Source organism: Lentzea miocenica (assembly GCF_033949945.1).
In the GTDB taxonomy this organism is placed as follows: Bacteria; Actinomycetota; Actinomycetes; order Mycobacteriales; family Pseudonocardiaceae; genus Lentzea; species Lentzea miocenica.
Map to the genome: position 1 here is coordinate 38,463 of NZ_JAXAVW010000003.1, position 23,221 is coordinate 61,683.

A 23,221-nucleotide genomic window follows, 5' to 3' on the forward strand; every position below is an offset into this window, starting at 1 on the left:
TCACCGCTTCTGCGCCCTCTCGTGTGGCCCTCGCATCGGTATCTCAGCTTCGTGTAGCCGTTCACGCACCGTCTCAGCGCCCACGCCGAAGTGCTTAGCGATCTTCTTGCAGCTCCAACCGTCGGTGTAGAACTGGGCTGCTTCCCTGACCTGCTCCTGCGTGAGTGCTGAGGCTGTGGTGTCGATGCCGCGGGAGCGTAGGAGTCTGCCGATAGTGATGCGGTGGATGCCGTAGTGCTTGGTGAGCTGGTAGACGCTGGAGCCGGCTTGGTACTGCTCGACGAGCTCATCCACTTCGGCGGGCTTGAGCTTGCGGAGGGTCTTGAAGGGCTTGGGTGGCGGTGCAGGGCCTGCGCCGTTCGGCGTATCCGGCCAGGTCTTCGCAAGATCAAGAAGCCGCTGAACTGGGGTGGAGTGGTTTGAAAGGGCCTCAACTGCTCCCACCACACTTATTCTTCGGGCTCATCGCGCCGCTTGGGCGGCTTCTTCTCTTTGCGGTCTTTGGCCCGGATGTACGCGGAAGCGACTTGAGTGGCGGCGGCGCTCGCGATCACGGCAACGCCGAGTGCCGGAACCGCGCCCACGCCCAGCACGGTGGCGACTCCGGCAATGGGAATCGCGAAGGAGGCGGCCCCTGCCAGCGCTGCGGCCACGTCACGGGCCTGGTCGCCCTTTTTCTTTTTCTTCTTACCATTCATAGACCTGCACCCCCGCGGCAACTGCCATGAACAGGATGCCGATACCGGCGGCGTTCGCGAGGATGAGCCATCCGCTTCCTCCGGGACCCATGCGGTTCAGCTGGGCGTTGGGGCCGTATGCGAACGTGCGGAGGAAGAACGGCAACAGGATGCCGCCGGCGATGATGGCGCCGTATCCCCAGGCGATCGCACCCACGTCCGGCCCGAGTGGCTTGCCGCTTCCTGTTGCGGCGATGACCGAGCCCGACAACGCGAGTACTGCGGAAATGGTCCAGTCCGACCAGAAGAGCCCGTCGTCGACACTGAGTCCGTGGCGACTCCCCGCACGATTTGTTCGACTGCTTCCCTTCATGATGGTCTGAAGCAGCGCTGTGCCACCCGCGATTGTCACGGTGATCAGGAGTTCGCGGAGCACATGCACCTCGCTTCAATGCCCACTTCTGTCAGCTGTGGGCATATCGCGTCGTCCGCAAAGGCGTTACGGTCGCTCCGAACAAGGGCTGAGGTGTCGACCGGCTATTCCATTCGAGGTTGATTGGGCGCATTGGCTGACGCCGGGAGCGCGGGGTGCTCCTCGCCCGATCGACTCGGACAGCTGGAACGAGTCGGTGTGGTGCCGTATCTTGTTCGCGTTTGTCGGGGACGTTTGGGCCCGCCACCTCCGAAGGACGACGACCTGTGAAGCGCAAGGGCAAGGCCGCGAAGCCCGTCAGCACCACCGTCACCCAGGAGCAGATCAAGCTGCTCGCCCTCGTGGAACAGGGTGGCGTGCACCGCGGTGCCACGAGCTGGTACCTCGAGCACCGGCCCGCCAAGCAGTGGGACGCGGACGACCTGGAGGTGCTGGCGCTGCGCGGGTGGATCGCGTGGGTCAAGCCCGAGCGGGCGATGGACCACGGGATGGCGGCGCCGGTCGACATCACGGTGCAGGGGCGCGCGGCGTTGCAGCACCACCTGCCGGAGTGGGTGCTGGGACGGAAGGCCATTGCCGCCTCTCCGCCGCGGTTGCCTGCGGTAGAAACGATCGGGGTGCTGGACGCACTGCAGTAGTCGAGTTCTGGAGGCTGCCCGACCATGTCGAACCTGCTGACCGGCGGCGATTTGCGTGCACGCGAACACCATCGGATCGAGGACGACGCACGAGCAGCAGGACCACTGCACGCGGTGACGCTTCCCAACGGCGTGCGGGTGCAGGTGGTCACGGTTGGGCTTGAGCTGACTCGCGCGTTGCTCAGCGATCGCAGGTTGTCCAAGGACAGTGATGCTCTGCAGCGCGAGATCAAGCGTCAGCTCGCCGCGCTGGGCAGCCCGCAGGCGGACCTTGCCGGGCTGTTCGGGCCGAGCATGCTCAACAGCGACAACCCGAAGCACGCACGGTTGCGCGCGCTCGCGGTGAAGGCGTTCAACGGCGCGGCGGTGCAGCAGCTCGCGCCCCGCATCGAGGAGATCACCGCGGCGCTGATCGACGGGCTTCCGGCCGGCACGGAGGTCGACCTCGTCGACGCGCTGGCCGTGCCGATGCCCATGCACGTCATCGGCGAGGTGCTCGGCGTGCCGGAGCAAGATCGCGCGCGGGTCCGCACGTTGATCGAGACCATGATGTCGATGGACTCCGAGGTCTCCCAGCCCGCGAGCGATGCGTTGGGCGGGTACTTCCACACGTTGCTCACGAGCGATGTCCTGGACGAGAGTTCGTTGTTCGGTGCGTTGGTTGCGGCCGACGACGACGGTGACCGCCTCACTCACGACGAACTGATGGCGATGGCGTTCCTTCTGGTCGTGGCGGGCCACGAGACGACGGCGGCCCTCATCGCGAACGTCGCGCACGACGCGTTGGACAACGGGCTGTGGGAGAAGGCGGCGGCTGACCCCGATCTGGTGCCGGCGCTCGTCGAGGAGACGCTGCGGCAGAACCCACCGGTCCGCAGCGCGACGCATCGCATCACCACGGAGCCGGTCGACATCGACGGCACGACCGTCCCGGAGGACACGCTGCTGCTGATCAACCTCGGAGCTGCGGGACGGTGCCCGCGGGCGCACGAGGACGCTGCCGAGTACCGGGTCGACCGCGATACGACGGGGCATGCGACGTTCGGGCACGGGCCGCACTTCTGCCTCGGGGCGGGGCTTGCCCGGCTGGAGACCGAAACCGTGCTGCGTCAGCTCACGGCCAGGTTCCCGCGCGCCGTGTACGCGGGCGACGGGCAGCCCGCGGTGACGCACAACGACATCATGAGCAGCCTTAAATCGCTTCCGGTCGTCCTCCGTCGCTGAGACGCTGGCCTGCATGGAGATCATCCAAGGGGGACCTGAGCACGTCGACACGGCCGCGCTGATCTGGGCGCACGCGGTCACGGCGAGGGACGGCTACGACGAGGTTCCTTCGCTCGCGCAGGCACGTCCCGGCATCGAGAACGCGCTCAAGAACGAGCCGTCGCTGCTCCTGCTCGCGCTGGAAGGCGATGAGGCGGTCGGGTTCATCGCCGGCGGTCCACATGAGACGAAGCCGCGAGAGGCGAACACCGCCTTCATCAACTACGTGGGCGTCCACCCCGATGCGTGGGGCAGGGGCGTTGGTGAGGCGATGCTGCGCGCGTTGCCCGATGCGTTGATCAAGAACGGATACCGGAACGCCGAGCTGTTGGTCTTCGTCGACAACATCAGGGGCGTGCGGCTCTACGAACGCCTCGGATGGATCAAGGTCGGCGACCCTGCGCCGCATCCGCGCAACGGCCGGGTGGAGCAGCGCTGTTCGTTCTCGCTCGCATTGTGGGACGGGGGGCGTGAGAGCGTTTAGCCGGGGATTAGGGGATCAGCCCCAAATACGTCTGACCAGGGCTATCCCCCAGTCCATTTGAGACGTAACTTTCTTCCATGTCCGTGCGCACGTTCGCCGTTGTGGTCGGCCTCGCCTTCTTGCTGGGCGGAGGTGCGATCCTGCTCGTGATGCTGGCCGTCGAGGCGCCGAGCGGCACGCTCATCCCGTGCGGCAACGGGCTGGGCATCGGTTTCGACGAGCCCGCCGCCTCCGCGGTCAGTCCGGCCTATGTGGACATCTGCGCCGACCTGAGGCATCGCCGGCTGCTCTGGTCGTTGCCGCCGATCGGCTTCGGCGTACTACTGCTGATCGGCTCTTTGGTCGCTTCACGCAACGCTACTCGCCGGTAAGGTCGCGGCATGACGTGGATGGTCTACGGCGCCAACGGCTACACCGGACGCCTCATCGCCGAGCTCGCGGTCAAGCGCGGGGAACGGCCGATCCTCGCCGGTCGCACGCGGGAGAAGGTCGAGCCGATCGCCGACGCGCTGGGGCTCGAGCACCGGGCGTTCGACCTGAGCCAGGCGCAGGCGCACCTCGAGGACGTCGACGCCGTCGTGCACTGCGCCGGACCGTTCGCGCACACCTCCACCGCGATGGTTGAGGCCTGCCTGAAGACCCGCACGCACTACCTCGACATCACGGGTGAGATCGACGTCTTCGAGTCCATCGGCCTGAGGGACATCGACGCGCGCAGGGCGGGCATCGTGCTGTTGCCCGGCGCCGGGTTCGATGTCGTGCCCACGGACTGTGTCGCGGCGATCCTGAAGAACGCCCTGCCGACCGCCACGCACCTCGACCTCGCGTTCGTCGTCGGAGGAGGAGCGAGCGCGGGAACGACCAAGACGTCCGTGGAGGCTGCCGCGGTTGGTGGGCGGATCCGCGAGAACGGCGACCTGAGGAGTGTCCGCATCGGACACCGCAGGCGCACCGCCTACTTCCGGTCAGGACCGCGTGAGGTAGGCAGTATCCCGTGGGGTGACGTGTCTACTGCATACCGTTCGACCGGTATACCGAACATCACCACGTTCACCATCGTGCCTGGCGTGCTCGGACAGCTGCAGCAGGTCTTCGCCCCGGTGTTGCAGGCGCCGATCGTGCAGCGCGTCGCGAAGTCCGTCGCCGGGAAGGTGAAGGGCCCTGACGAGCGCAAGCGCGCGAACACCAGGGCCGAGGTGTTCGGCGAGGCGTGGGACGCGCAGACCAAGGTCGAATGCGCGATCACCACGCCGAACGCCTACAGCCTCACCGCGGACTCCGTGCTCCGCGCCATCGGCAAGATCAACGGCGTCGCGCCGGGCTCGCACACGCCGTCCAGCGCGTTCGGCGCTGACTTCGTGCGCGAGCTCGACGGCGTCGTCGTGAGCGAGGTCCGTCTCACCTGACCCAGCGGGTTGATTCAGCTGGTCACTTCTTGAGGTGCTTGGCGACGCTGTCCACGACACCGCCGACCGCGTCCTTCACCTTCTCCACGCCGTCCTTGAGCGCCGCCTTCGCCTGGTCGGCGCGGCCCTCGTCGGCTAGCTGCTGGTCGCCGGTGACCTCACCCGCGGCCTCCTTGGCCTTGCCGCCGAGGTCCTCCGCCTTGTTGCCGATCTTGTCCGACAGCGACATCGCGTCCTCCTGAGCCGAGTTCGTTGACGCCTGTTCGACAGCCGTCACCGCCAGGACGTCACGCCACGGTCGGGTGAAAACCGGGTGAGGGTGGTCACGACCGGGAAATCTGGGAACCGCGTGACGTTCCGCGATCGAACGTGTCCATCGGGCGACGAAGCAAATACGGGCGGGAGTGTGCGCATGAGCGTGGCAGAGGCAGCCGCACTCGACGACGCCACGCTGGTGGCGAGGTCCCGTGACGGCGACATGAGGGCTTACGAGCAGCTCGTGCGTCGTTACCAGGGGCCGATGTACCGGCTGGCGTTGCGCATCGTGGGCAGCACAGGTGACGCCGAGGACGCGGTGCAGGACGTGTTCCTGACGGTCTGGCGACGCCTGGGGCAGCTCAACGACGACGGGGCCTTCCTCGGTTGGCTCTACCGCACGACCACCAACCAATGCCTGAACGTGTTGCGCAAACGCAAGCCGCACACCGACACCGAGCTCGACGAGCACGAGTCGGCGGCACCACGCACCCGGCCCGAACGCGCCGTGGAGGTGAACGCGCAGCTCGACGCGCTGCAAGCCGCACTGCGCGGCCTCACGCCGGAACAGCGGGCGTGCTGGGTGCTGCGCGAGGTCCACGGCCGGTCCTACGACGAGATCGCCGAAGCGATCGGCACGACCCAGCAGTCGGTGCGCGGCAGGCTCGCGCGGGCACGGGCACAACTCGCGGAGGTGATGGCGCCGTGGCGGTGACGTCCGACTACGCCCTGCCGTGCGGGCGGGACGTGGAACAGGTCTGGGAGGCGATGGACCTCGCCGACGAGCACACCCGCACGTGCCCGCACTGCGCCGCGGTGCGGGAAAGCCTTCAGGTGTTGCGGGCGGCGACCGCGGAGATGGTCCGCGAGGAGGTCGAACCGCCTGGTGACCTGGTCAGCCGGGTGATGTCGGCCGTGCGCGCCGACGTGCGACGGGCGGACGTCGTGCCGCTGCCCGGTGACGGTCTGGCGCGGATCAGCACACGCGCGGTCGCTGCGGTTCTTCGGTACGCGGCGGACGGTGTGGACGGTGTGCGGGCACGAGGGTGCCGGGTGGTGGAGGCGCCGGAGTCGACGGTGGCGGACCCGTTGATCGAGGTCGAGCTCAGCATCGCGATCACGGTGGGACGAGTCACGCACGAGACGTACGAGGAGGTGCGGCGCAGGGTGCTGGCCGCGGCCTCCGCACGGATCGGTGTGCGGCTGGCCGGCCTCGACCTCGTCGTGTCCGATGTTCTCGAGGGGTGAGCGAGTGATCGAGACAGTCGTGTCCACCCCAGCGGTGGCGGCGGTCGCGGTGCACGCGGCCGAGCAGGTGGCCGGCGTGCGCGTGCAGCCCGGCGTGGCGGGTCTGGTGACTTCGGTGGTGCGCGCGGCGCGGCAGCAGATCAAGGGACTGCGGCCCGCGCCCGTGGAGGGAGTGCGGGTGCGGTGGTCGGGAGCGGCCGTGGTGCTGGAGGTGGACGTGGTGATCTCGGGTGAGGACCAGGCCGCGGCCGTTTCTCGTGCGGTGCAACGGTCTGTGCGCGCGCTCGTGCCGGAGCTCACCGGTGTCGAGGTGGAGTCCGTGTTCGTCACCGTCGTGGACGTCGCATGTTGATCGTGGCGGAGTTGTTGAAGGCGCTGGAAAAGGTGGAAGGGCTGCGGCCGTCGACGCCGGCGTCCGCGCCCGCTCGCTCGTGGATGCCGTGGGACATGGACGGATTGGCCGTCGACGTCGAGGACGACCTGGTGTGCGTCCGGGTCGTCGCCACCCGGCTACCGCTGCCGCTGGCGGAGGCCGGTGAAGTGCTGCGTGCTGCTCTTGTTGGCACGCAATGGGAAAACGCGGTCATGCGAATCGTTGTGACCGATGTGGACAAACGTGCGCTTGATCACCTGAACGGGGCGTGACGTTCTCGTCGCGAGCCGTGTCTTTTCTGATGTGGACACTTCGAGGGAAGGGGTAGCGATGAGCACGCAGACGGTGGAGAAGAACGGTGTGGCGGGCGGAAAGCTCGTGACCGACAAGGGATCGACCACCATCGCGGACGTCGTGGTGCAGAAGGTCGCGGGCCTCGCGGCCAGGGAGATCCGGGGTGTGCACGCGCTGGGCGGCGGCGCGACGCGTGCCCTGAGCGCGCTGCGCGACCGCATTCCCGGCGCCACCGCGAGTGCGGGCCAGGGCGTGTCGGTCGAGGTCGGCGAGAAGCAGGCCGCGGTGGACCTGGAGATCGTCGTCGAGTACGGCGTGCCGATCGCGGAACTGTCGAAGTCGGTGCGCGGCAACGTGATCACCGCGATCGAGCAGATCACCGGACTCGAGGTGGTCGAGGTCAACATCAACGTCAACGACGTGCACATCCCGAGTGACACCGAGGGCGAAGAGCCCGAGACCACCCGCGTGCAGTGAGGGGGAGCGCCATGAGCACCACCGCACTGGGCCTGCTGACCGGGCTGGCGCTCGGCCTGGCGGCCGCGTTCGGCGGCTTCAGCGCGTTCCTGCTCGTGCTCGTCTTCGGCGCACTCGGCCTGGTCGCGGGCCGGGTCGCCGAGGGCAAGCTCGACCTCGCGCAGCTGCTGGGCCGCGACCGGGACTGACAGGGAGCTGACGATGACCGCAACGCTCGCTGTGCAGCCAGGTTCGGCCCCGGGACTGACCACCGTGGCGGACCGGGCAGTGAGCCGCATCGCCGGACGTGCCGCGCTGGAGGTGCCGGACGTGCTCGGCGCCGCGGTCACCGCGCGGGTGACCGGGGGAGTGGCCGCGCTCGACGCGCGTCTCGACCTGCGGTACCCGGCGCCGGTCGCGTCGACGGCGGCTCGGGTGCGCGCGCACCTGGTCGAACGGGTCGGCGCGCTCACCGGCCTTCAAGTGTCCGTTGTGGACGTTTCGGTGGGGGTGCTGCGGGCTCCCGCGGCACCGGTGCGGAGGGTGGTATGACTCGCCGCTCCCGCCGGGCGCTGCCCGCCACTCTCACGGCACTCGTCCTGCTGGCCGCTTCGGTGCTGGTCGCGGTGTCCGCGATCCAGCTCGCGCTCGGCGAAGCACCGTTGCTGTCCTACGACGCGCTGGCCGGTCGGTTGCACGACACGACCTGGTCGGCACCCGAGATGGCAGTGGCGAGCGGGGTCGCCACGGCCATCGGGTTGGTCCTGCTGCTCGTCGCGGTGGTGCCGGGCCGAGCCAGGACCGCACCGCTCGACGACCGCACCGCGGTGTCGGTGCGCGGCCTGCGCAACGCCCTGCGGACCGCCGCCCACGTCGACGGCGTCGAGTCCGCCGCGGTGAAGGTGCGCCGCCGCAGGGTGAAGACCGTGGTCCGCACCCGGCGCTCCGTGCCCGACGGACTTGGTGACGCCGTCCGCGCGGCGCTCGAACAACGCGTCGGCGAGCTCGCCCTGGCCCGGCCGCCGCAGGTCGTGGTGCGGGTCAAGGCCCTGAGGAGCACACCGTGAACCGTTTCCTGCTCGGCCTGCTGGGGCTGATCCTGCTGGCCGCGGGTGCCGCGGCGGCCGCTGTGCACCTCGGGTTCGTCCCGGGGATCGACCGCGACGCGGTGCTGGTGCCCGGCACGGTGTTGCCGCCGACGTGGGTGCTGGTGGTGGTCGCGGCCGCGGCGGTGGTGATCGCGCTGCTGTGCCTGCGCTGGCTCATCGCCCAGGTACCGCGCCGCAGGATCTCGACCTGGAGCTGGGCCGACGACGCCGGCGCCACCCGCATCACCACGGCGACGGCCGCCGCGCCGTTCGCCGACGAGGTGACCACCTACCCCGGTGTGCGCAAGGTCGAGGCGGCGCTGACCGGCCCGCACACCGCGCCACGCCTGGCCCTCGTCGTCCGCGCCCATGGCGACGCGGATCTGCGTGGGATCCGCCGTCGCATCGACGACGAGGGCCTGCCACGCCTCCGTGAGGCACTGGGCACGCCAGATCTCCAGGCTACCGTCGAGTTCCGGATGACAACTTCCAAAGCCGACGCTCGCGTGCACTGACATATCGGCGTGAACGGCCGATATATCAGTGCAGTGCGGGGGACTAGCGGGGTGCGAGCAGGCTGGTGATCTCCTGCGACGCGGACACGGTCAGCAGGTGCTGGAGGTTCTCCGGCAGGTCCTCGCCGCGCTTCTGCTTCGCCTCGGCGTAGAGGCGGCCGGCGCGGTAGGAGGAGCGGACCAGCGGGCCCGCCATCACGCCGAGGAAGCCGATCTGCTCGGCCGTCTCCTTGTGCTGGACGAACTCCTCCGGCTTCACCCAGCGCTCGACCGGGTGGTGGCGCGGGGAGGGGCGCAGGTACTGGGTGATGGTGATGATGTCGCAGCCCGCGTCGTGGAGGTCGCTGAGCGCCTCGGTGACCTCCTCGGGGGTCTCGCCCATGCCGAGGATCAGGTTCGACTTGGTGACCAGGCCGAACTCGCGGGCCTTGGTGATCACCTCGAGGGAGCGCTCGTAGCGGAACGCCGGGCGGATGCGCTTGAAGATCCGCGGGACGGTCTCCAGGTTGTGCGCGAGCACCTCGGGGCGGGACTCGAAGACCTCGGCGAGCTGTTCCGGGACCGCGTTGAAGTCCGGGATCAGCAGTTCGACGCCGGTGCCGGGGTTCATCTCGTGGATCTGCCGGACCGTCTCGGCGTACAGCCACGCGCCGCCGTCCTCCAGGTCGTCACGGGCGACGCCGGTGACGGTGGAGTAGCGCAGGCCCATCGCCTGGACCGACTCGGCGACGCGGCGGGGTTCGTCGCGGTCGAGGTCGGCGGGCTTGCCCGTGTCGATCTGGCAGAAGTCGCAGCGCCGGGTGCACTGCTCGCCGCCGATCAGGAACGTGGCCTCGCGGTCTTCCCAGCACTCGTAGATGTTGGGACAGCCGGCCTCTTCGCAGACCGTGTGCAGGCCCTCGCGTTTGACCAGACTCTTGAGCTCCCGGTACTCGGGGCCCATCTTCGCCCGCGTCTTGATCCACGAAGGCTTCTTCTCGATCGGCGTCTGGCTGTTGCGGACCTCGAGCCGCAGCAGCTTCCGACCCTCAGGCACCACAGTCACGTCCTCACCCTACGCTGCACCCCCGCGTGTCCGGCGTCACGCACATCCGACCCGAGGGTAAGTGCTGAAACCAGGCTTCCGGTGGAGCCCGGAGGTGACGACCGGGCCCGCCGGTGCCTTCCCCGCTCCCCTCCCAGGCGAAGGCGCCGGCACCCCCGCGGAGGCCGTCGTCAGGGCAGGTCCGGCGTGATGCCGGTCAGCTTGATCGTGAGCTCCCACAGGCGGTTCGCGGCGAGGTCGTCACGGGCGGCCGCGGTCATCCGCGAGACGGCGGGGTAGCCGCGCATCCCGTTGAAGCTGTCCGGGCCGTAGTACTGACCGCCACGTGCGTCGGGGGAGGTGGCGGCGTAGAGCTGCGGCAGCGCGCCCATCTCGACGGACTGCGAGAACAGGTGGCTGATCTTGCCGCCGATGCGCAGGAACAACGAGTTGTGCGCGCTCGCCATGTTGTTGGTCAGGTCGGTGACCGTGACGCCGGGGTGTGCGGCGATGGACGTCACGTCCGATGAGCGCCGATCCAGCTCACGTGCGAACAGGATGTTGGCGAGCTTCGACTGGCCGTACGAGCCGCGGTAGCTGTACGGGCGACGTTCCCAGTTCGGGTCGTCGAAGTCGATGCGGCCGTACTGGTGCGCGAGAGAGGCGACCGTGACGACGCGTGCGCCCGGACGTTGCCTCAGTGCGGGCAACAACAGCCATGTCAGGGCGGCGTGGCCCAGGTGGTTCGTGCCGAACTGGCGCTCGAAGCCGTCCACGGTCCGGCCGTTCGGGACGGCCATGATGCCCGCGTTGTTGATGAGAACGTCGAGAGCGCCGACCTTCGCGGAGACCGTTTCGGCGGCGGTGCGCACCGAGCTGAGGTCGGCGAGGTCGAGTTCGAGGACCTCCGCGGACCCGGTGACCGCTCTCCTGGCCGTCTGGCCTCGCTGGACCGAGCGACAGCCCATGATCACGTGGGCGCCCCTGGCCGCGAGCACCTGGGCGGTGCGCAGGCCGAGACCGGAGTTCGCGCCGGTCACCAGGACGGTGCGGCCGGTCTGGTCGGGGATGTCGGCTTCGGTCCAACGACTCATGGAGTCATTCCTACCGTCCGGTAACTGCCGAGCGATAGGTGTGCGTCGAGTACCGCTCGCAACACCGGCTCGTCGGCGGCCAGTTCCGCGGTGACGACGTGCTCGTCCACGGGGCCTTCCAGTGCGGCGGCCTCCATGCGCGCGGTCAGCTTGTTCTGCCAGCGGTGGTCGAGCGCCAGCAGGAGTTCGTGCAGCGACCCGAAGACGTCCGGATCCACGATCAGCGGTGCGGACGGGTCGCGGCGGGCGTCACGCAGCACGGCGTCGAGCGCGTCACGGCGGCGGTAGTGGTCTGTCCAGCCCATGTCTCGTACCCCCGGTCTCTCGCATACCCTCGGTATGACACGACCATACCACCGGTACGTACCGTCGGTATGTGAGATACGTTTCGGCCGTGCGAACACGACGTGCCGAGTACTCGGAGTCGACCAGGCAGGCGCTGGTCGACAGCGCGGTGGACCTCTTCACCAAGCGCGGGTACGCGGGCACCTCGCTCGACGAGGTCGTCAAACGCGCCCGTGTGACCAAAGGCGCGCTCTACCACCACTTCAGTGGCAAGCAGGCGTTGTTCGAGGCGGCTTTCACGCAGGTGGAGACCCGGTCGATCGAATCGCTGACCGCGGTGGTCACCGCCGAGGGCGACGCGTGGGAGACGGCGACCGCCGGACTGCGTGCCTATGTCCGCAAGTGCCTGGAGCCGGAGTACCAGCGGATCATCGTCCACGAGGCGCCGGTCGTCATGGGCTGGGAACGCTGGCGTGAGGCGGAAGAGCACTTCAGCTTCGGTTTGCTCCGCACGGCCGTGCAGTTGCTCGTGGATGCCGGTGAGATCGACGAGCTGCCCGTGGAGATCATGGCCCGGCTGCTGTTCGGGGCGCTCTCCGCGGGCGCCAGCACCATCGCGAGTTCGTCCGATCCGAAGCGCACCGGGCGAGAGGTCGAACGCGCGATCCTGCGCGTTTTGGAGGGTTTGCGCAAGAAGTAGTCGAGTTCGGCCCTAGCGGCCGGGCGCAACGTCGATCACCACGCGGACAACGAGGTGGTCAGCATCATGATCGAACCGGTCAACACGCGCCTGGGACTCGACGGCAAGATCGCTCTGGTGACGTCGGGAACGCATGGTCTCGGCCTTGCCATCGCGAGCAAGCTCTGCGACAACGGCGCACACGTCATCATCACCACGTCCCCCGGCGACGTCGACGCCGAACGCGCCCTGCTCGTGCTCGGGGGCAAGCCGGGCTCGGCGTCCGTGGTGCCGCTGGACATCCAGGACGAGAACGCCGTGCGGGTGCTGCTCGAGCAGGTGAAGCTGGAGCGCGGGCGGCTCGACCTGTTCGTGCACCACGCGGTCTCCCCGGACATGACGCCGCTGCTGAACGTCGTGGAACCGCTCGCGAAGGCGTTCGTCGACGGTGGCCGCGTCGTCGTCGCCGGCTACACGGTGACGCCTGTGCACGGGGTGATCCGCACGCTGGCGCTGGAGATGGCCTGGTACCGGGTGGCGGTGAACGCGGTCGTGACGACCGTGATCGACAACGGCCCGATGAACATCGACCCCGAGCTGGTGGACCGGCTCGCGATCAAGAGCCCGTCCGGCCGGGTGACGCTGCCGGAGGACGTGGCGAACGCGGTGGCGTTGCTGTGCGCCGACGAGGCCGCGTGGATCCAGGGTCAGGTGATCACCGTCGACGGCGGGCTGGAACTGCTGGAGCGGTGGGGAGAGACGCGCTGACGATTCGTCGTGTCGTCCGGCCCGGCCGAAGTCCTTCGGCCGGGCCGGTCTCGTCGCCGGCCCCGTTCACACACGTGATGTGAAGAGGTATTGCACCCGTAATGCGGGTCGCTGGAGTTCCGCTCGCGCGTGACCGGAGTCGTGTCTATCTGTCAGCGCCCAGTGACTGGACGTCATCAGCCTATAGGCATCACGAATTGCACCTAGCGCATTCGGAGTAGTAAAAACTGTGCTCAGCTCAAATGCTTGTCCGGCACGGTGACCGAGTGTAAAACTCGAAAAGTGGGCAGGGGGACCCAGCAAGGGGGCTGATGATGATCAGGGTCTTACTCGCCGAGGACGTGCAAATGGTCCGGGGCGCATTGGTCGCCTTGTTGAATCTCGAACCAGACATAGAGGTGGTCGCCTCGGTGGCCACAGGTGACGAAATCGTGCCCGCTGTCGCAAAGAGCCAACCGGACGTCGCCGTCCTCGACATCGACCTTCCGGGTATGGACGGCCTTTCTGCCGCGACGGTCATCCACGACACGGCTCCCGGTACGCGCACCCTGATCCTGACGAGTCTCGGCCGGCCGGGAACCCTGCGCCGCGCGCTCAACGCCCGCGTGAACGGTTTCATCCTCAAGGACGCCCCCGTCAACGAACTCGCCGACGCCATCCGCGGGGTGTCCGTCGGCCGCCGGGTCATCGATTCACAGCTGGCCCTCTCGGCGTGGGACACCGACGAGTGCCCGCTCACGCCGCGCGAACTCGAAGTGCTCCGGCTGGCCTCCGACGGCGCGGACGCCATGGAGATCGCCACCACGCTCTTCCTGTCCGTCGGCACCATCCGCAACTACCTGACGGCGGCGACGGGCAAGCTCGACGCCCGCAACCGCGTCGACGCGGTCCGCATCGCCCGCAAGGCCGGCTGGTTCTGACCTGGTTCAGGCCCTGCTCAGGCCGCGGTCGGGATCGAGGCGTGGACGTGGAAGCGGTCGGTGCCCACGTGACGGGCGACGAAGACGCCGCCGGCTGCCTGGACGCGTTCGGCCTGGTTGCGGACACCGTTGCAGTCGGAGGAGATCGGCCGGTCGGTGGCGCCGTCGTTCACGACGTCGAGTTTCACCGCGCCGTCGGCCTGGCTGACGGTGATCTCGCAGTTCTCGGCGTCGCTGTGGCGCAGCACGTTGGTGACGGCCTCGCGCAGGACCGTGGCCAGCACGGTCTCGATCTCCTCCGGCAGCGGGCTGTGGTCGAGTTCGACGCGGACGTCGATGTTCGCGGCGGCCAGCACGGTCTTCGCCGAGACCGAGGTGTCGGACAGCGACAGGCGGCGGTAGCTGCGGGCCAGTGAGCGCACGTCCGTCAGGGCGCGACCGGCGATGTCCACTATGTCGACCAGGTGTTCCTGGGTGCGGTCCGGATGCTCCGAGATGAGGCGATGGGCCAGTTCGGTCTTCAGCTTGATCGCGCTGAGGCTGTAGCCGAGCAGGTCGTGCAGGTCGCGGGCGACGCGGAGGCGTTCTTCCGCCAGTGCCGCGCCGGCCGGCTCGGGAGGTGCGTGCGGGCGGAACGCGATGCCGGAGACGAGCAGGCCCGTCGCGGTCGCCACGATCACGGCTTCCAGCAGCGAGGACGGCGGGGGCCAGGACAGAGGGGGCGGGGCTTGCAGGAGGGCCGTCGCGGCGATCGTCAGGCTGAACGCGGTCCAGCCCGCGACAGGCTTGAAAAGGGCCAGTGCGTTGCCTGCCACCAGGCCTGGCGCCGCGATCCACATGTGATCGACCAGCAGGTACGGCAGGAACGCGAGCACGGCCTGTGCTGCCAGCGCGATGCGGCGGGTGGGTGCGTTCAGCTGACCGAATTGGAGGGCCTGCAGTGCGAGAACCAAGGCCAATGCGATGAGATATATGGCGGAATGAGTCGTTTCCCGGTCGCTCAGAAGCAGCCGCGCCAGGTCGGCCAGGCAGATGCCCGCTACTGCGGCGTGGATGATCCCGCCGGGTCTCGCCGGTTCGGACGACTCATTCACGATTCCCCCAAGGGACCGAGCTCGCTCCTGCGGCTTCTCGGCGAACCCAGGGCAAATGCTAGACAGTGCAGTCCCGTCTCGATCAACTTCTGAACCGGTCCAGATGATACTGCCGCAGTTCCTGGTTTCAACAAATTTCGCTCGAAAGGACCAGTATTTATCGTGCTGATCACGACGGGTGTTCAAGTGGTTACCCATAGGATTTGTTTGGGTACGTCCGGCCCCGTGAATATCTCACATCGGCAGCGGTAGTTCGCCATCTCGGAGTCGTGCCGCGCTACGTGGCGTTCGATAGCCCCGCTCAGGTGAACTTGATGGCACGACAACAGCAAGCCGCCGCTGAAACTGGAACTGGGGAGGGCTCCCATCATGGAGATCAAAGTTCTTGGACCGCTGGAGGCACGGGAGAACGGCATCTCGATCACGCCGAGCGCCGTCAAGCCGCGGCAGGTGCTCTCCCTGCTCGCGTTGCAGGCCGGGCACGTCGTCACGGTGCCCACGCTCATCGAAGAACTCTGGGGGGTGACGCCGCCCAGAAGCGCGCTCACCACATTGCAGACATACGTGCTCCAGGTGCGCCGGCGCATCGAGGCGGCGTTACCGGAGGGCAGCGCGGGCGCGGCGAAGAACGTGCTCGTCACCCGCTACGGCGGTTACATGCTCGACGTCGCGCCGGAGACCATCGACGTGCGCAGCTACGAGCGGCTCGCCGTCGCCGGTCAGCGTGCGCTGGAGGTCGGCGACCTCGAGTCCGCGTCGCGGTTGCTGCGTTCGGCGACCGACGTGTGGCGCGGGCCGGTGCTCGTGGACGTGCAGATCGGTGTGCGGCTGGGCATGGAGGTCACGCGGCTGCAGGAGTCGCGGCTCGGCGTCCTGGAGTCCCGGATCGAGGCGGACCTGCGGCTGGGCAAGCACCAGTCGTTGCTGAGCGAGCTGTCCGTGCTGACCGCGCAGCACCCCATGCACGAGAACATGTGCGCGCAGTACATGCTCGCCCTCTACCGCGCCGGTCGTCAGTGGCGTGCCCTGGAGGCGTACCAGTCGCTGCGCGACACCCTGATCGAGGAGCTCGGCCTGGAGCCGTCGGAGCGCCTGCGCCAGCTGCAGTGCGCGATCCTCAGCTCCGAGCCCACGCTGAACGGTCCGACGTCCGCACTTCAGCTGGAGCGCCAGCTCGCCGGTTGATTCGCACTCGACCGGGGAGAGCAGAAAAGTGGATACCGTCACCGGTGCGAGTTCGCTGGTCCGCGCGCTCGAGGACGCCGGTTGTGAAGTGATCTTCGGCATTCCCGGCGGGGCCATCCTGCCGGCGTACGACCCGCTGCTGGACTCGATGAAGATCCGGCACGTGCTCGTCCGGCACGAGCAGGGGGCCGGGCACGCCGCCTCGGGTTATGCGCAGGCGACGGGCAGGGTCGGGGTGTGCGTCGCGACGTCGGGTCCCGGCGCGACGAACCTCGTCACGCCGCTCGCCGACGCCTACATGGACTCCGTGCCGATCGTGGCGATCACCGGCCAGGTCAACCGGGCGATGATCGGCACGGACGCCTTCCAGGAAGCCGACATCCGTTCGATCTCCCTGCCGATCACCAAGCACGCGTTCCAGGTGACGGATCCGGCGGACATCCCGGCGGTGATCGCGGAGGCCTTCGCGCTCGCCGCGGGAGGCAGGCCGGGACCGGTGCTGGTCGACATTCCCAAGGACGTGCTGGCGTCTACAACGACGTACACGCCGGCGCCGCCCGTCCCGACCTCGCGGATGGCGCCGGCGGCCAACGAGATCCGCCGCGCGGCCGGGCTGATCGCGTCCTCCCGCCGCCCGGTGTTCTACGTCGGCGGGGGAGTGGTCCGCGCCGGTGCCGCCGCGGAACTGCGGACACTGGCCGAACGCACCGGCATCCCGGTCGTGACCACGCTGATGGCGCGCGGCGCGTTCCCCGACTCGCACCGCCAGCACCTCGGGATGCCGGGCATGCACGGCACGGTGCCCGCCGTCGCCGCCCTGCAGCAGTCCGACCTGCTGATCGCGCTCGGCACCCGCTTCGACGACCGCGTCACGGGCGTGCTGGAACTGTTCGCCCCGCACGCCGCGGTGATCCACGCCGACATCGACCCCGCCGAGATCTCCAAGAACCGCAAGGCGGACGTGCCGATCGTCGGTGACTGCCGGGACGTGCTGATCTCGCTGAACGCGGCCGTGCGGCAGGCTCCGGTGCTCACGTCGTGGTGGGCGTACCTCGACGGCCTGCGCGACCGCTTCCCGCTCGGCTACGACTGGCCGGCCGACGGCAAACTGGCTCCACAGCACGTGATCGAACGCATCGGCACGCTCGTCGGCCCCGAGGCGATCTACACCGCGGGCGTCGGCCAGCACCAGATGTGGGCGGCGCAGTACGTGGGGTACGAGCGGCCGGGTTCGTTCATCAACTCCGGCGGTCTCGGCACCATGGGCTTCGCCGTTCCGGCAGCCATGGGTGCGCAGTGCGGTGTGCCGGACCGCGCGGTGTGGGCGATCGACGGTGACGGCTGCTTCCAGATGACCAACCAGGAGCTCGTCACCTGCGCGCTGGAGGGCATCCCGATCAAGGTCGCCGTCATCAACAACGGCAACCTCGGCATGGTCCGCCAGTGGCAGAACCTCTTCTACCGCGGCCGCTACTCCAACACCGGCCTGTCCACCCACAAGCGCGTACCGGACTTCGTCGCACTCGCCGAGGCCCTGGGCTGCGTCGGGTTGCGGTGCGAGGACAGGTCCGAAGTGGACGATGTGATCATGCGCGCCGTGGAGGTGCGGGACCGGCCGGTGGTCATCGACTTCGTGGTGGGCGAGGACGCCCAGGTGTGGCCGATGGTGGCAGCGGGAACCGGCAACGACGAGATCATGACCGTCCGCGGCATCAAGCCCCTGTTCGACGAGGACATGTGATGACCAGACATGCGTTATCGATGGTGCTGCGCAACGTCCCCGGCGCGTTGTCCAGGGTCGTGGTGCTGTTCTCCACCCGCGGCGTCGACGTGGAGTCGCTCAGCCTCGATCCCACCGAGCGCGGCGACGTCTCCAGGATGGACGTGGTGGTGGGGCTGCCGGCCGGACGTTCTCCCGATCAGCTGGTGAAGCAGCTTTCCCGGTTGGTCGACGTGAAGAGCGTCGTGGCGGTGGCCGATCCCGCACGGGACCAGATCGGCGCCTGAGAGGAAGAGGCCTGCCCCAAGCCTCCGGGGCAGGCCTCTTCCTGTTCGTCCACAACGAGAAAGAGCCCGCTCTCAGCCGAGAGCGGGCTCTTTCCGTTGGCGGGTCACACCTTCGCGGGTGCGTGCTTCAGAACCGCCGTCGCGTACTTGGCGAGCGTGTCGCCGGGGCTGGGACCGTCCAGCGCGCCGAAGATCTGGCTAGCGAGCGGCTGGCCGTGGCGGTGCAGGTCGGCGTGCGTCAGCGTCACCTTCGTGGTGGCCGGGCCAACGGCCTCGAAGTCCACCTTGATGAGCGACGCCTTCGAGTCCTCGTAGATCGGCTGCCAGCCGGGGCCGACGCGCCAGGTCATGACGAGGCGGTTCGGCGGGTCCCACTCGGTGATCGTGCCCCAGGCGATCTCCTCGCCGTCGGCACCCGTCTCGTAGTAGCGGCCGCCCACGACGGGCTCGATGGTGATGGCACGACGGTCCTTGACGAACACGTGCTTCTCCGGCCACCAGTCGAGCGGGTGCTCCGCGAAGATCGCGAACGCCTGCTCGATCGAGCACTCGACCGTGACGGACTTGGCGACATCGGGAGTTGCGTCCGACATGAGCCCTCCAGGTGTGATGGACAAATCGGACCGAGCATCCGGGAAACCACTGCACACCAACTAGAAACCCCCTCGAACTGGTGCCGTGACCGCCGGCTTCGCCGCGTCTTCAGCTGCTCAGCAGGGCGCCTCGCGGCACCGGCCCCACGCCCACAGCCAACCAGGATGAGGACGTGGGGCCGGCACCACGATGCACCCGTCTGACCACCGGAATACGGGGCCAAGCCGACGGCCACGGCACCAGAGGTCCTCCACTCACCTTCCACCACCCGTGTGGAAGGTGAGGTGTCACAGAACACAGGAGGAGGGAGTCGTAGTGTCCCCAGTCAGCGTGAACACCTACATCGAGGTGAAGACCTTCTACGCGCTGCAGATGCGGCTGCTCGATGCGCTCGACATCGAGGGGTACGCGGCTACCTTCACCGAGGACGGCGTCACCGACCACGCCCACCGCGGCGAGAAGGTCGAGGGCAGGGCCGCGCTCATCGCGGGCGCCAACGCCGCGCTGCCGCGGTACGCCGACGGCGCTGTGCGGCACTGGAACGACCACTACGTGATCGAGGAGATCGACGAGAACACGTTCGACGTCTCGTACTGCTCGCTGGTCACCAGGACCGACAAGGCGGGCAACGTCACGTTCGAGCCCACGTTCTTCATCGAGGACGTGCTGGTGCGCGTCAACGGCGAGCTGCAGGCCAAGTCCCGGACGATCCACCGGGACGAGCCCTCGCCCGTCGCCATCGCCGCCAAGGCGGCAAGGGAAGGAGCCGCATGAGCGACACCGGACTCGTCCCGGTCGCGGAGAAGGTGAGCGCGCTCGCCGCGGAACACGCACAGGAAGCCGACCGGACGCGCAAGCTCGCGCTGGAAGTCGTGGCGGCCGTGCGGGAGGCCGGGTTCGCCCGGCACTTCGTCGCGAAGTCCTACGGTGGTAGTGAAGGCGGCTTCGGCGAGCTCACGCAGGCCGTCATCGCGGTCGGCGAGGGCTGTGCCTCGACGGCCTGGTGCGCCTCGCTCTCCGCGCTGTCCGCCCGGTACGCCACGCACCTGCCGCAGCTGGGCCACGACGAACTGTGGGGCAGCAGCCCGGACACGTTCGTGGTCACCGCACAGCCTCCGCTCGGCAAGGCGACCACGGCCGCCGGCGGTCACCGGCTGAGCGGCCGCTGGGCGTACGTCAGCGGCGTCGACTTCGCCGACTGGGCCCTGGTCTGCGGCATGGTCGCTACCGGCGGCGAACCGGAGGCGCGGTTCTTCGCCCTGCCGCGCAAGGACTTCACCGTCATCGACGGCTGGGACAACGCGGGCATGCGCGCCACCAGCAGCCACACCGTCGTGGTCGACGACGTGTTCGTGCCGGAGCACCTGTCGTTCCTGCGCGCGGACTTCATCTCCGGCAAGAACACCACGAGCAGCCTGCCCGCGCACAACGCGCCGTTCCAGGCGGTCGGCGGCCTCACGTTCGTCGCCCCCGCGGTCGGTGCCGCGTACGGCGCGCTCAACGCGGCCACGAACGCCGTGCGGGGCAAGAAGGTCAACACCACCCAGGGCGTCGACCTGTGCCGGGCCTCCGCGCAGATCGATTCGGCGCGGTTCCTGGTGGAGCAGAACGCACAAGTGCTCGACGAGCGCACGTTCACGCCGAGGTTGATGGCGCGCTGCGAACGCAACGCCGCCTTCACCGCGGACAGCCTCGTCGACGCGGTGGGAGCCCTCGTCAGGGCCGCCGGCACGAGCGGGTTCAGCGAGAACTCGCCGTTGCAGCGGTTCTGGCGCGACATCGTCAGCGCGTCGAGCCACGTCGCGTTGCGGTACGAGACGGCGGTAGCGCGGACATGGCCAGCGGCGTTGATCGGCGAGTGAGGCTCGGCGTCGTCGGATGCGCCGACATCGCCCGGCGCAGGATGCTGCCCGCCTTCGCCGGACTGTCCGATGTGGATATCGTGGCGGTCGCGAGCAGGGACGGTGAGAAGGCGGGCAAGGTCGCGGCCGACTTCGGCTGCGAGGCGGTCACCGGGTACGAGAAGCTGCTCGGCATGGACCTCGACGCGGTCTACGTGCCGTTGCCCGCGGCACACCACGCCGTGTGGATCGAACGCGCGTTGACCGCCGGAAAGCACGTGCTGGCCGAGAAACCGGTCACGCCGTCGCTGGAGGAGACCGCCGACCTGGTCTCGCAGGCCAGGGAACGCGGACTCGTCCTGCGGGAGAACTTCCTGTTCCCGCACCACTCCCAGCACCACGAGGTGCGCAGGCTCGTCCAGGCGGGCGCGGTCGGCGAGGTGCGGGCGTTCGAGGCGGCGTTCACGATCCCGCCGCGGCCGTCCGGGGACATCAGGTACCGCAAGGACCTCGCCGGCGGGGCGTTGCTCGACGTCGGCGTCTACCCGCTCAAGGCCGCCGTGCTGATGCTCGGACCCGGCCTGAAGGTGCTCGGCGCGAGCCTGAAGGTCGACAGCACCTACGGCGTGGACGTCTCGGGATCGGTGTTGCTGGGGGCTCCCGGCGGCATCACGGCCCAGCTCACGTTCGGCATGGAGCACACCTATCGGGCGAACTACACGGTGTGGGGCAGCGAAAGCCACATCACCGTCGACCGCGCCTACGCTCCGCCCGCCGACCTCACGCCGATCGTGTCGCTCGGTGGCGACGAGGTGTCGCTCGAAGCCGACGACCAGTACACGAACGCGGCCCGCAGCTTCGTGGCCGCCGTCAGGACCGGCGGGCCCACCTCCAGCGAGTCGGTGGAACTGGCCCAGCTCGTGGAAGCGGTCAGGGAAGCGGCCAGGTGAACTGAAACCAGCCCGGACCGAAGCCGAACCGAAGTCAGCCGAAACGAAGAAGGGGCCCGGAGATCCGGGCCCCTTCTCTCGTTCTCACGCATCCGCGGGGATGTCCGGCCGCGGGGTCGAACCCGGCACGCCGACGCGCTTGTCCGGCAGCACACCGTCCACCAGGTAGGCGTTGACGATGGCGTCGAGCGCGGTGTTGCCGGCGAACGCGTACACCTCGTGGTCACCGGAGTCCTCGACGACGACCAGGTGGTGGCCGAGACGTTCGGCCATCGCCACACCGCCCTCGTAGCGGTCGTACTGGTCGCCGTCCGCCTGCACGCACAGCCCCACCGGATAGCCGACCCGCTTGAGGTACGTCGGCTCCTCGAGGTTCTCGAACGTGCGAAACGCGCCGACCCACGGCTGAGCGCGCAGCACGCCGAAGCCGTACGGGTGGTGCTGGCGGTGGTAGCGCATGTCGGCGAAGTAGACCTCGAGGTCGTCGGGCCACTCCGTCTCCATCGTGATGGCTTCCAGCACACCGATCCTGAGCTCACCGGTCGTGTCCTGCGGGCGCCACGTGCCGTTGCCCGCGATCAGCTGCTGGGCGGTGGCGACGTCCTCGGCCTTGCGCAGGTCGCCGACCAGGTAGCCCAGCGAGTCCCACTGCGCGCGGTCGGTGGCGCGCGTGCCCACCGCGCCGTCGAACAACGTGCGCAGGTGGATGGCGCCCAGCTCCTCCAGCGAGGAGACGACCTCCTCGACGGTCTCCAGCACCGCGGCGGCGGACCTGCCGAGTCCGAAGTGGACGTTGCGCTCGGCCGTCCACTGCGCCCACTTCTGCACGTTGCGGTACACGGCCTCGGCCTGCGTGACGAACTGCTCGCGCCAGGTCCAGTTCGGGTTCACGCACGAGTCGAGCACGCTGCGGTCCAGGCGCGCCGGGAACATCGACCCGTAGACCGCGCCGACGAGCGTGCCGTACGCGTACCCGACGAAGCTGATCTGGTCCTCGTCCAGCACGCCGCGGATGACGTCCATGTCCCGCGCGATGTTGCGGGTGGTGATGTGCGGGCGCAGGTCGCCGCCCGCCCGCGCGCACGCCAGCTCGCGCTCGCGCATGTCGATGGCGATCTGCTCGAACAGCGAGTCCGGCGGGCGTGAGTCGAACGGCGCCACGGGCACCGCGACCTCGCTGTAGAGCTTGGTGGACTCGCCGATGCCGCGCGGGTCGAACCCGATCAGGTCGTAGGCCTCGCGCACCTCGGCCGGGAACTCCAGCGGCAGCTTGAGTCCCTCGCCGTTGTCGCCGCCGGGGCCGCCGTTCACCGAGAGCAGCACACCCCGGCGCTTGTCCGGGTTCGTCGCGCGCAGGCGGGACAGGGCGATCGTGAGCTGAGCACCTCGCGGGTCGCTGTAGTCGCGCGGTACCGAGATGGTGGCGCGTTCCAGGCCGTCTTCCGCCGACGGCGCGGACCATTGCGGTCGCTGTTCGTAGAACTCGTGCAGTGCGTCGGGCACGGTAAGACCTCCGCGTCGGTTGCGTCGGGTTGTGAGGGTCGCAAAAGGCCCTAGAGGGGGTCTCGAACGCGTTCGAGGGGAGTTCCAGGCGATCCCCAGGCGTCGCAGGCACCTTGGCTGAAGTCCGGCGAGCCGAATGCGTGGGGA

33 protein-coding genes are annotated in these 23,221 nt (G+C 68.7%); 23 read left to right on the forward strand and 10 right to left on the reverse strand.

Annotated elements, in window-relative coordinates:
• The 3 genes from SK803_RS04225 to SK803_RS04235 are packed head-to-tail and all read right to left on the reverse strand — an operon-like array spanning nucleotide 1 to nucleotide 1,113.
• Nucleotides 1-444 carry a hypothetical protein gene (locus tag SK803_RS04225; RefSeq protein WP_319964409.1) on the reverse strand — a complete coding sequence of 148 codons (444 nt, stop codon included), beginning with the start codon at nucleotides 442-444 and terminating at the stop codon, nucleotides 1-3.
• 5 nt (nucleotides 445-449) lie between these two features.
• Nucleotides 450-698, reverse strand: coding sequence for a hypothetical protein (locus SK803_RS04230; RefSeq protein WP_319964410.1), 249 nt, complete (start codon nucleotides 696-698; stop codon nucleotides 450-452).
• On the reverse strand, nucleotides 688-1,113 hold the full coding sequence (locus tag SK803_RS04235) for a hypothetical protein (protein WP_319964411.1): 426 nt from the start codon (nucleotides 1,111-1,113) through the stop codon (nucleotides 688-690). The genes SK803_RS04230 and SK803_RS04235 overlap by 11 nt, the downstream gene beginning before the upstream one ends.
• 263 nt (nucleotides 1,114-1,376) lie before the next feature.
• Between SK803_RS04235 and SK803_RS04240 the strand changes: the two genes are divergently transcribed.
• From SK803_RS04240 to SK803_RS04260, 5 genes are all read left to right on the forward strand, one after another.
• Complete coding sequence (locus SK803_RS04240; RefSeq protein ID WP_319964412.1) at nucleotides 1,377-1,748, forward strand: hypothetical protein; 372 nt, start codon at nucleotides 1,377-1,379, stop codon at nucleotides 1,746-1,748.
• 24 nt (nucleotides 1,749-1,772) lie between these two features.
• On the forward strand, nucleotides 1,773-2,972 hold the full coding sequence (locus SK803_RS04245; protein ID WP_319964413.1) for a cytochrome P450: 1,200 nt from the start codon (nucleotides 1,773-1,775) through the stop codon (nucleotides 2,970-2,972).
• Between the two features lie 13 nt (nucleotides 2,973-2,985).
• The gene (locus SK803_RS04250; RefSeq protein WP_319964414.1) at nucleotides 2,986-3,495 is read left to right on the forward strand and encodes a GNAT family N-acetyltransferase; all 510 of its coding nucleotides are present in this window, start codon (nucleotides 2,986-2,988) and stop codon (nucleotides 3,493-3,495) included.
• 77 nt (nucleotides 3,496-3,572) lie between these two features.
• Nucleotides 3,573-3,866, forward strand: coding sequence for a hypothetical protein (locus SK803_RS04255; RefSeq protein WP_319964415.1), 294 nt, complete (start codon nucleotides 3,573-3,575; stop codon nucleotides 3,864-3,866).
• Nucleotides 3,867-3,875: 9 nt separating this feature from the next.
• Nucleotides 3,876-4,901, forward strand: a complete 1,026-nt coding sequence (locus SK803_RS04260) for a saccharopine dehydrogenase family protein (protein ID WP_319964416.1) — start codon at nucleotides 3,876-3,878, stop codon at nucleotides 4,899-4,901.
• A 22-nt stretch (nucleotides 4,902-4,923) separates the two neighbouring features.
• On the opposite strand, the gene SK803_RS04265 is transcribed toward SK803_RS04260, so the two are convergent.
• Entirely contained in the window at nucleotides 4,924-5,178 is a 255-nt protein-coding gene (locus SK803_RS04265; protein ID WP_406601481.1) for a CsbD family protein, read from the reverse strand.
• Nucleotides 5,179-5,313: 135 nt separating this feature from the next.
• Between SK803_RS04265 and SK803_RS04270 the strand changes: the two genes are divergently transcribed.
• The 9 genes from SK803_RS04270 to SK803_RS04310 are packed head-to-tail and all read left to right on the forward strand — an operon-like array spanning nucleotide 5,314 to nucleotide 9,130.
• Nucleotides 5,314-5,871 (forward strand): RNA polymerase sigma factor, encoded by a 558-nt coding sequence (locus SK803_RS04270; protein WP_319964417.1) that lies wholly within the window; start codon nucleotides 5,314-5,316, stop codon nucleotides 5,869-5,871.
• Entirely contained in the window at nucleotides 5,862-6,404 is a 543-nt protein-coding gene (locus SK803_RS04275) for an anti-sigma factor (RefSeq protein ID WP_319964418.1), read from the forward strand. The genes SK803_RS04270 and SK803_RS04275 overlap by 10 nt, the downstream gene beginning before the upstream one ends.
• 4 nt (nucleotides 6,405-6,408) lie before the next feature.
• Nucleotides 6,409-6,756, forward strand: coding sequence for an Asp23/Gls24 family envelope stress response protein (locus tag SK803_RS04280; protein ID WP_319964419.1), 348 nt, complete (start codon nucleotides 6,409-6,411; stop codon nucleotides 6,754-6,756).
• The gene (locus SK803_RS04285; RefSeq protein WP_319964420.1) at nucleotides 6,750-7,049 is read left to right on the forward strand and encodes a hypothetical protein; all 300 of its coding nucleotides are present in this window, start codon (nucleotides 6,750-6,752) and stop codon (nucleotides 7,047-7,049) included. Before SK803_RS04280 ends, SK803_RS04285 begins: the two co-directional genes overlap by 7 nt.
• 58 nt (nucleotides 7,050-7,107) lie before the next feature.
• Entirely contained in the window at nucleotides 7,108-7,548 is a 441-nt protein-coding gene (locus SK803_RS04290) for an Asp23/Gls24 family envelope stress response protein (RefSeq protein ID WP_319964421.1), read from the forward strand.
• Between the two features lie 11 nt (nucleotides 7,549-7,559).
• Nucleotides 7,560-7,736, forward strand: a complete 177-nt coding sequence (locus SK803_RS04295; protein WP_093600157.1) for a hypothetical protein — start codon at nucleotides 7,560-7,562, stop codon at nucleotides 7,734-7,736.
• A gap of 13 nt (nucleotides 7,737-7,749) precedes the next feature.
• On the forward strand, nucleotides 7,750-8,079 hold the full coding sequence (locus SK803_RS04300) for an Asp23/Gls24 family envelope stress response protein (RefSeq protein ID WP_319964422.1): 330 nt from the start codon (nucleotides 7,750-7,752) through the stop codon (nucleotides 8,077-8,079).
• The gene (locus SK803_RS04305; RefSeq protein ID WP_319964423.1) at nucleotides 8,076-8,594 is read left to right on the forward strand and encodes a DUF6286 domain-containing protein; all 519 of its coding nucleotides are present in this window, start codon (nucleotides 8,076-8,078) and stop codon (nucleotides 8,592-8,594) included. The genes SK803_RS04300 and SK803_RS04305 overlap by 4 nt, the downstream gene beginning before the upstream one ends.
• Nucleotides 8,591-9,130 (forward strand): alkaline shock response membrane anchor protein AmaP, encoded by a 540-nt coding sequence (locus SK803_RS04310; protein ID WP_319964424.1) that lies wholly within the window; start codon nucleotides 8,591-8,593, stop codon nucleotides 9,128-9,130. The genes SK803_RS04305 and SK803_RS04310 overlap by 4 nt, the downstream gene beginning before the upstream one ends.
• A gap of 43 nt (nucleotides 9,131-9,173) precedes the next feature.
• Here SK803_RS04310 and lipA read toward each other — a convergent pair whose 3' ends face one another.
• The 3 genes from lipA to SK803_RS04325 form a co-directional block, all read right to left on the reverse strand.
• Nucleotides 9,174-10,175, reverse strand: coding sequence for a lipoyl synthase (lipA, locus tag SK803_RS04315; RefSeq protein WP_319964425.1), 1,002 nt, complete (start codon nucleotides 10,173-10,175; stop codon nucleotides 9,174-9,176).
• A 170-nt stretch (nucleotides 10,176-10,345) separates the two neighbouring features.
• Nucleotides 10,346-11,248, reverse strand: a complete 903-nt coding sequence (locus SK803_RS04320; RefSeq protein ID WP_319964426.1) for an oxidoreductase — start codon at nucleotides 11,246-11,248, stop codon at nucleotides 10,346-10,348.
• Nucleotides 11,245-11,553, reverse strand: coding sequence for a hypothetical protein (locus SK803_RS04325; protein ID WP_166050559.1), 309 nt, complete (start codon nucleotides 11,551-11,553; stop codon nucleotides 11,245-11,247). Before SK803_RS04325 ends, SK803_RS04320 begins: the two co-directional genes overlap by 4 nt.
• Nucleotides 11,554-11,642: 89 nt before the next feature.
• Here SK803_RS04325 and SK803_RS04330 point away from each other — a divergent pair, with 89 nt between their 5' ends.
• The 3 genes from SK803_RS04330 to SK803_RS04340 all read left to right on the forward strand — a co-directional run bounded on the left by SK803_RS04330 (nucleotide 11,643) and on the right by SK803_RS04340 (nucleotide 13,900).
• Nucleotides 11,643-12,233, forward strand: coding sequence for a TetR/AcrR family transcriptional regulator (locus SK803_RS04330; RefSeq protein WP_319964427.1), 591 nt, complete (start codon nucleotides 11,643-11,645; stop codon nucleotides 12,231-12,233).
• A gap of 66 nt (nucleotides 12,234-12,299) precedes the next feature.
• On the forward strand, nucleotides 12,300-12,980 hold the full coding sequence (locus SK803_RS04335; RefSeq protein WP_319964428.1) for an SDR family NAD(P)-dependent oxidoreductase: 681 nt from the start codon (nucleotides 12,300-12,302) through the stop codon (nucleotides 12,978-12,980).
• A gap of 314 nt (nucleotides 12,981-13,294) precedes the next feature.
• Nucleotides 13,295-13,900 carry a response regulator transcription factor gene (locus SK803_RS04340; protein WP_319964429.1) on the forward strand — a complete coding sequence of 202 codons (606 nt, stop codon included), beginning with the start codon at nucleotides 13,295-13,297 and terminating at the stop codon, nucleotides 13,898-13,900.
• Between the two features lie 17 nt (nucleotides 13,901-13,917).
• Here SK803_RS04340 and SK803_RS04345 read toward each other — a convergent pair whose 3' ends face one another.
• Entirely contained in the window at nucleotides 13,918-14,994 is a 1,077-nt protein-coding gene (locus SK803_RS04345) for a sensor histidine kinase (protein WP_319964430.1), read from the reverse strand.
• 369 nt (nucleotides 14,995-15,363) lie between these two features.
• Here SK803_RS04345 and SK803_RS04350 point away from each other — a divergent pair, with 369 nt between their 5' ends.
• From SK803_RS04350 to SK803_RS04360, 3 genes are read left to right on the forward strand one after another with little or no spacing between them, the layout of a single operon-like run.
• A complete protein-coding gene (locus SK803_RS04350) occupies nucleotides 15,364-16,179 on the forward strand; it encodes an AfsR/SARP family transcriptional regulator (RefSeq protein ID WP_319964431.1) in 816 nt (271 codons plus the stop codon).
• 28 nt (nucleotides 16,180-16,207) lie between these two features.
• Entirely contained in the window at nucleotides 16,208-17,920 is a 1,713-nt protein-coding gene (locus tag SK803_RS04355) for an acetolactate synthase large subunit (protein WP_406601482.1), read from the forward strand.
• On the forward strand, nucleotides 17,920-18,186 hold the full coding sequence (locus SK803_RS04360) for an acetolactate synthase small subunit (RefSeq protein WP_319964432.1): 267 nt from the start codon (nucleotides 17,920-17,922) through the stop codon (nucleotides 18,184-18,186). The genes SK803_RS04355 and SK803_RS04360 overlap by 1 nt, the downstream gene beginning before the upstream one ends.
• Before the next feature lie 104 nt (nucleotides 18,187-18,290).
• Here the strand turns inward: SK803_RS04360 and SK803_RS04365 are convergent, their stop codons facing one another.
• Complete coding sequence (locus tag SK803_RS04365; protein WP_319964433.1) at nucleotides 18,291-18,779, reverse strand: SRPBCC domain-containing protein; 489 nt, start codon at nucleotides 18,777-18,779, stop codon at nucleotides 18,291-18,293.
• Between the two features lie 316 nt (nucleotides 18,780-19,095).
• Here SK803_RS04365 and SK803_RS04370 point away from each other — a divergent pair, with 316 nt between their 5' ends.
• Genes SK803_RS04370 through SK803_RS04380 form a run of 3 tightly spaced genes read left to right on the forward strand, consistent with a single transcriptional unit; the run spans nucleotide 19,096 to nucleotide 21,571 of the window.
• Nucleotides 19,096-19,554, forward strand: coding sequence for a nuclear transport factor 2 family protein (locus SK803_RS04370; RefSeq protein WP_319964434.1), 459 nt, complete (start codon nucleotides 19,096-19,098; stop codon nucleotides 19,552-19,554).
• Complete coding sequence (locus SK803_RS04375; RefSeq protein ID WP_319964435.1) at nucleotides 19,551-20,642, forward strand: acyl-CoA dehydrogenase family protein; 1,092 nt, start codon at nucleotides 19,551-19,553, stop codon at nucleotides 20,640-20,642. Before SK803_RS04370 ends, SK803_RS04375 begins: the two co-directional genes overlap by 4 nt.
• Nucleotides 20,639-21,571: a Gfo/Idh/MocA family protein gene (locus SK803_RS04380; protein ID WP_319964436.1), complete on the forward strand. Its 933-nt coding sequence runs from the start codon at nucleotides 20,639-20,641 to the stop codon at nucleotides 21,569-21,571. The genes SK803_RS04375 and SK803_RS04380 overlap by 4 nt, the downstream gene beginning before the upstream one ends.
• 84 nt (nucleotides 21,572-21,655) lie before the next feature.
• Here SK803_RS04380 and SK803_RS04385 read toward each other — a convergent pair whose 3' ends face one another.
• Nucleotides 21,656-23,074 carry an alpha/beta fold hydrolase gene (locus SK803_RS04385; RefSeq protein WP_319964437.1) on the reverse strand — a complete coding sequence of 473 codons (1,419 nt, stop codon included), beginning with the start codon at nucleotides 23,072-23,074 and terminating at the stop codon, nucleotides 21,656-21,658.
• Nucleotides 23,075-23,221 lie beyond the last annotated feature (147 nt).

Coding starts and splice junctions, on each gene's coding strand:
- SK803_RS04230 (WP_319964410.1), bottom strand. CDS start 698: ATGAATGGTAAGAAGAAAAAGAAAAAGGGCGACCAGGCCCGTGACGTG.
- SK803_RS04245 (WP_319964413.1), top strand. CDS start 1,773: ATGTCGAACCTGCTGACCGGCGGCGATTTGCGTGCACGCGAACACCAT.
- SK803_RS04250 (WP_319964414.1), top strand. CDS start 2,986: ATGGAGATCATCCAAGGGGGACCTGAGCACGTCGACACGGCCGCGCTG.
- SK803_RS04255 (WP_319964415.1), top strand. CDS start 3,573: ATGTCCGTGCGCACGTTCGCCGTTGTGGTCGGCCTCGCCTTCTTGCTG.
- SK803_RS04260 (WP_319964416.1), top strand. CDS start 3,876: ATGACGTGGATGGTCTACGGCGCCAACGGCTACACCGGACGCCTCATC.
- SK803_RS04270 (WP_319964417.1), top strand. CDS start 5,314: ATGAGCGTGGCAGAGGCAGCCGCACTCGACGACGCCACGCTGGTGGCG.
- SK803_RS04285 (WP_319964420.1), top strand. CDS start 6,750: ATGTTGATCGTGGCGGAGTTGTTGAAGGCGCTGGAAAAGGTGGAAGGG.
- SK803_RS04290 (WP_319964421.1), top strand. CDS start 7,108: ATGAGCACGCAGACGGTGGAGAAGAACGGTGTGGCGGGCGGAAAGCTC.
- SK803_RS04295 (WP_093600157.1), top strand. CDS start 7,560: ATGAGCACCACCGCACTGGGCCTGCTGACCGGGCTGGCGCTCGGCCTG.
- SK803_RS04300 (WP_319964422.1), top strand. CDS start 7,750: ATGACCGCAACGCTCGCTGTGCAGCCAGGTTCGGCCCCGGGACTGACC.
- SK803_RS04305 (WP_319964423.1), top strand. CDS start 8,076: ATGACTCGCCGCTCCCGCCGGGCGCTGCCCGCCACTCTCACGGCACTC.
- SK803_RS04320 (WP_319964426.1), bottom strand. CDS start 11,248: ATGAGTCGTTGGACCGAAGCCGACATCCCCGACCAGACCGGCCGCACC.
- SK803_RS04325 (WP_166050559.1), bottom strand. CDS start 11,553: ATGGGCTGGACAGACCACTACCGCCGCCGTGACGCGCTCGACGCCGTG.
- SK803_RS04335 (WP_319964428.1), top strand. CDS start 12,300: ATGATCGAACCGGTCAACACGCGCCTGGGACTCGACGGCAAGATCGCT.
- SK803_RS04340 (WP_319964429.1), top strand. CDS start 13,295: ATGATCAGGGTCTTACTCGCCGAGGACGTGCAAATGGTCCGGGGCGCA.
- SK803_RS04350 (WP_319964431.1), top strand. CDS start 15,364: ATGGAGATCAAAGTTCTTGGACCGCTGGAGGCACGGGAGAACGGCATC.
- SK803_RS04360 (WP_319964432.1), top strand. CDS start 17,920: ATGACCAGACATGCGTTATCGATGGTGCTGCGCAACGTCCCCGGCGCG.
- SK803_RS04365 (WP_319964433.1), bottom strand. CDS start 18,779: ATGTCGGACGCAACTCCCGATGTCGCCAAGTCCGTCACGGTCGAGTGC.
- SK803_RS04375 (WP_319964435.1), top strand. CDS start 19,551: ATGAGCGACACCGGACTCGTCCCGGTCGCGGAGAAGGTGAGCGCGCTC.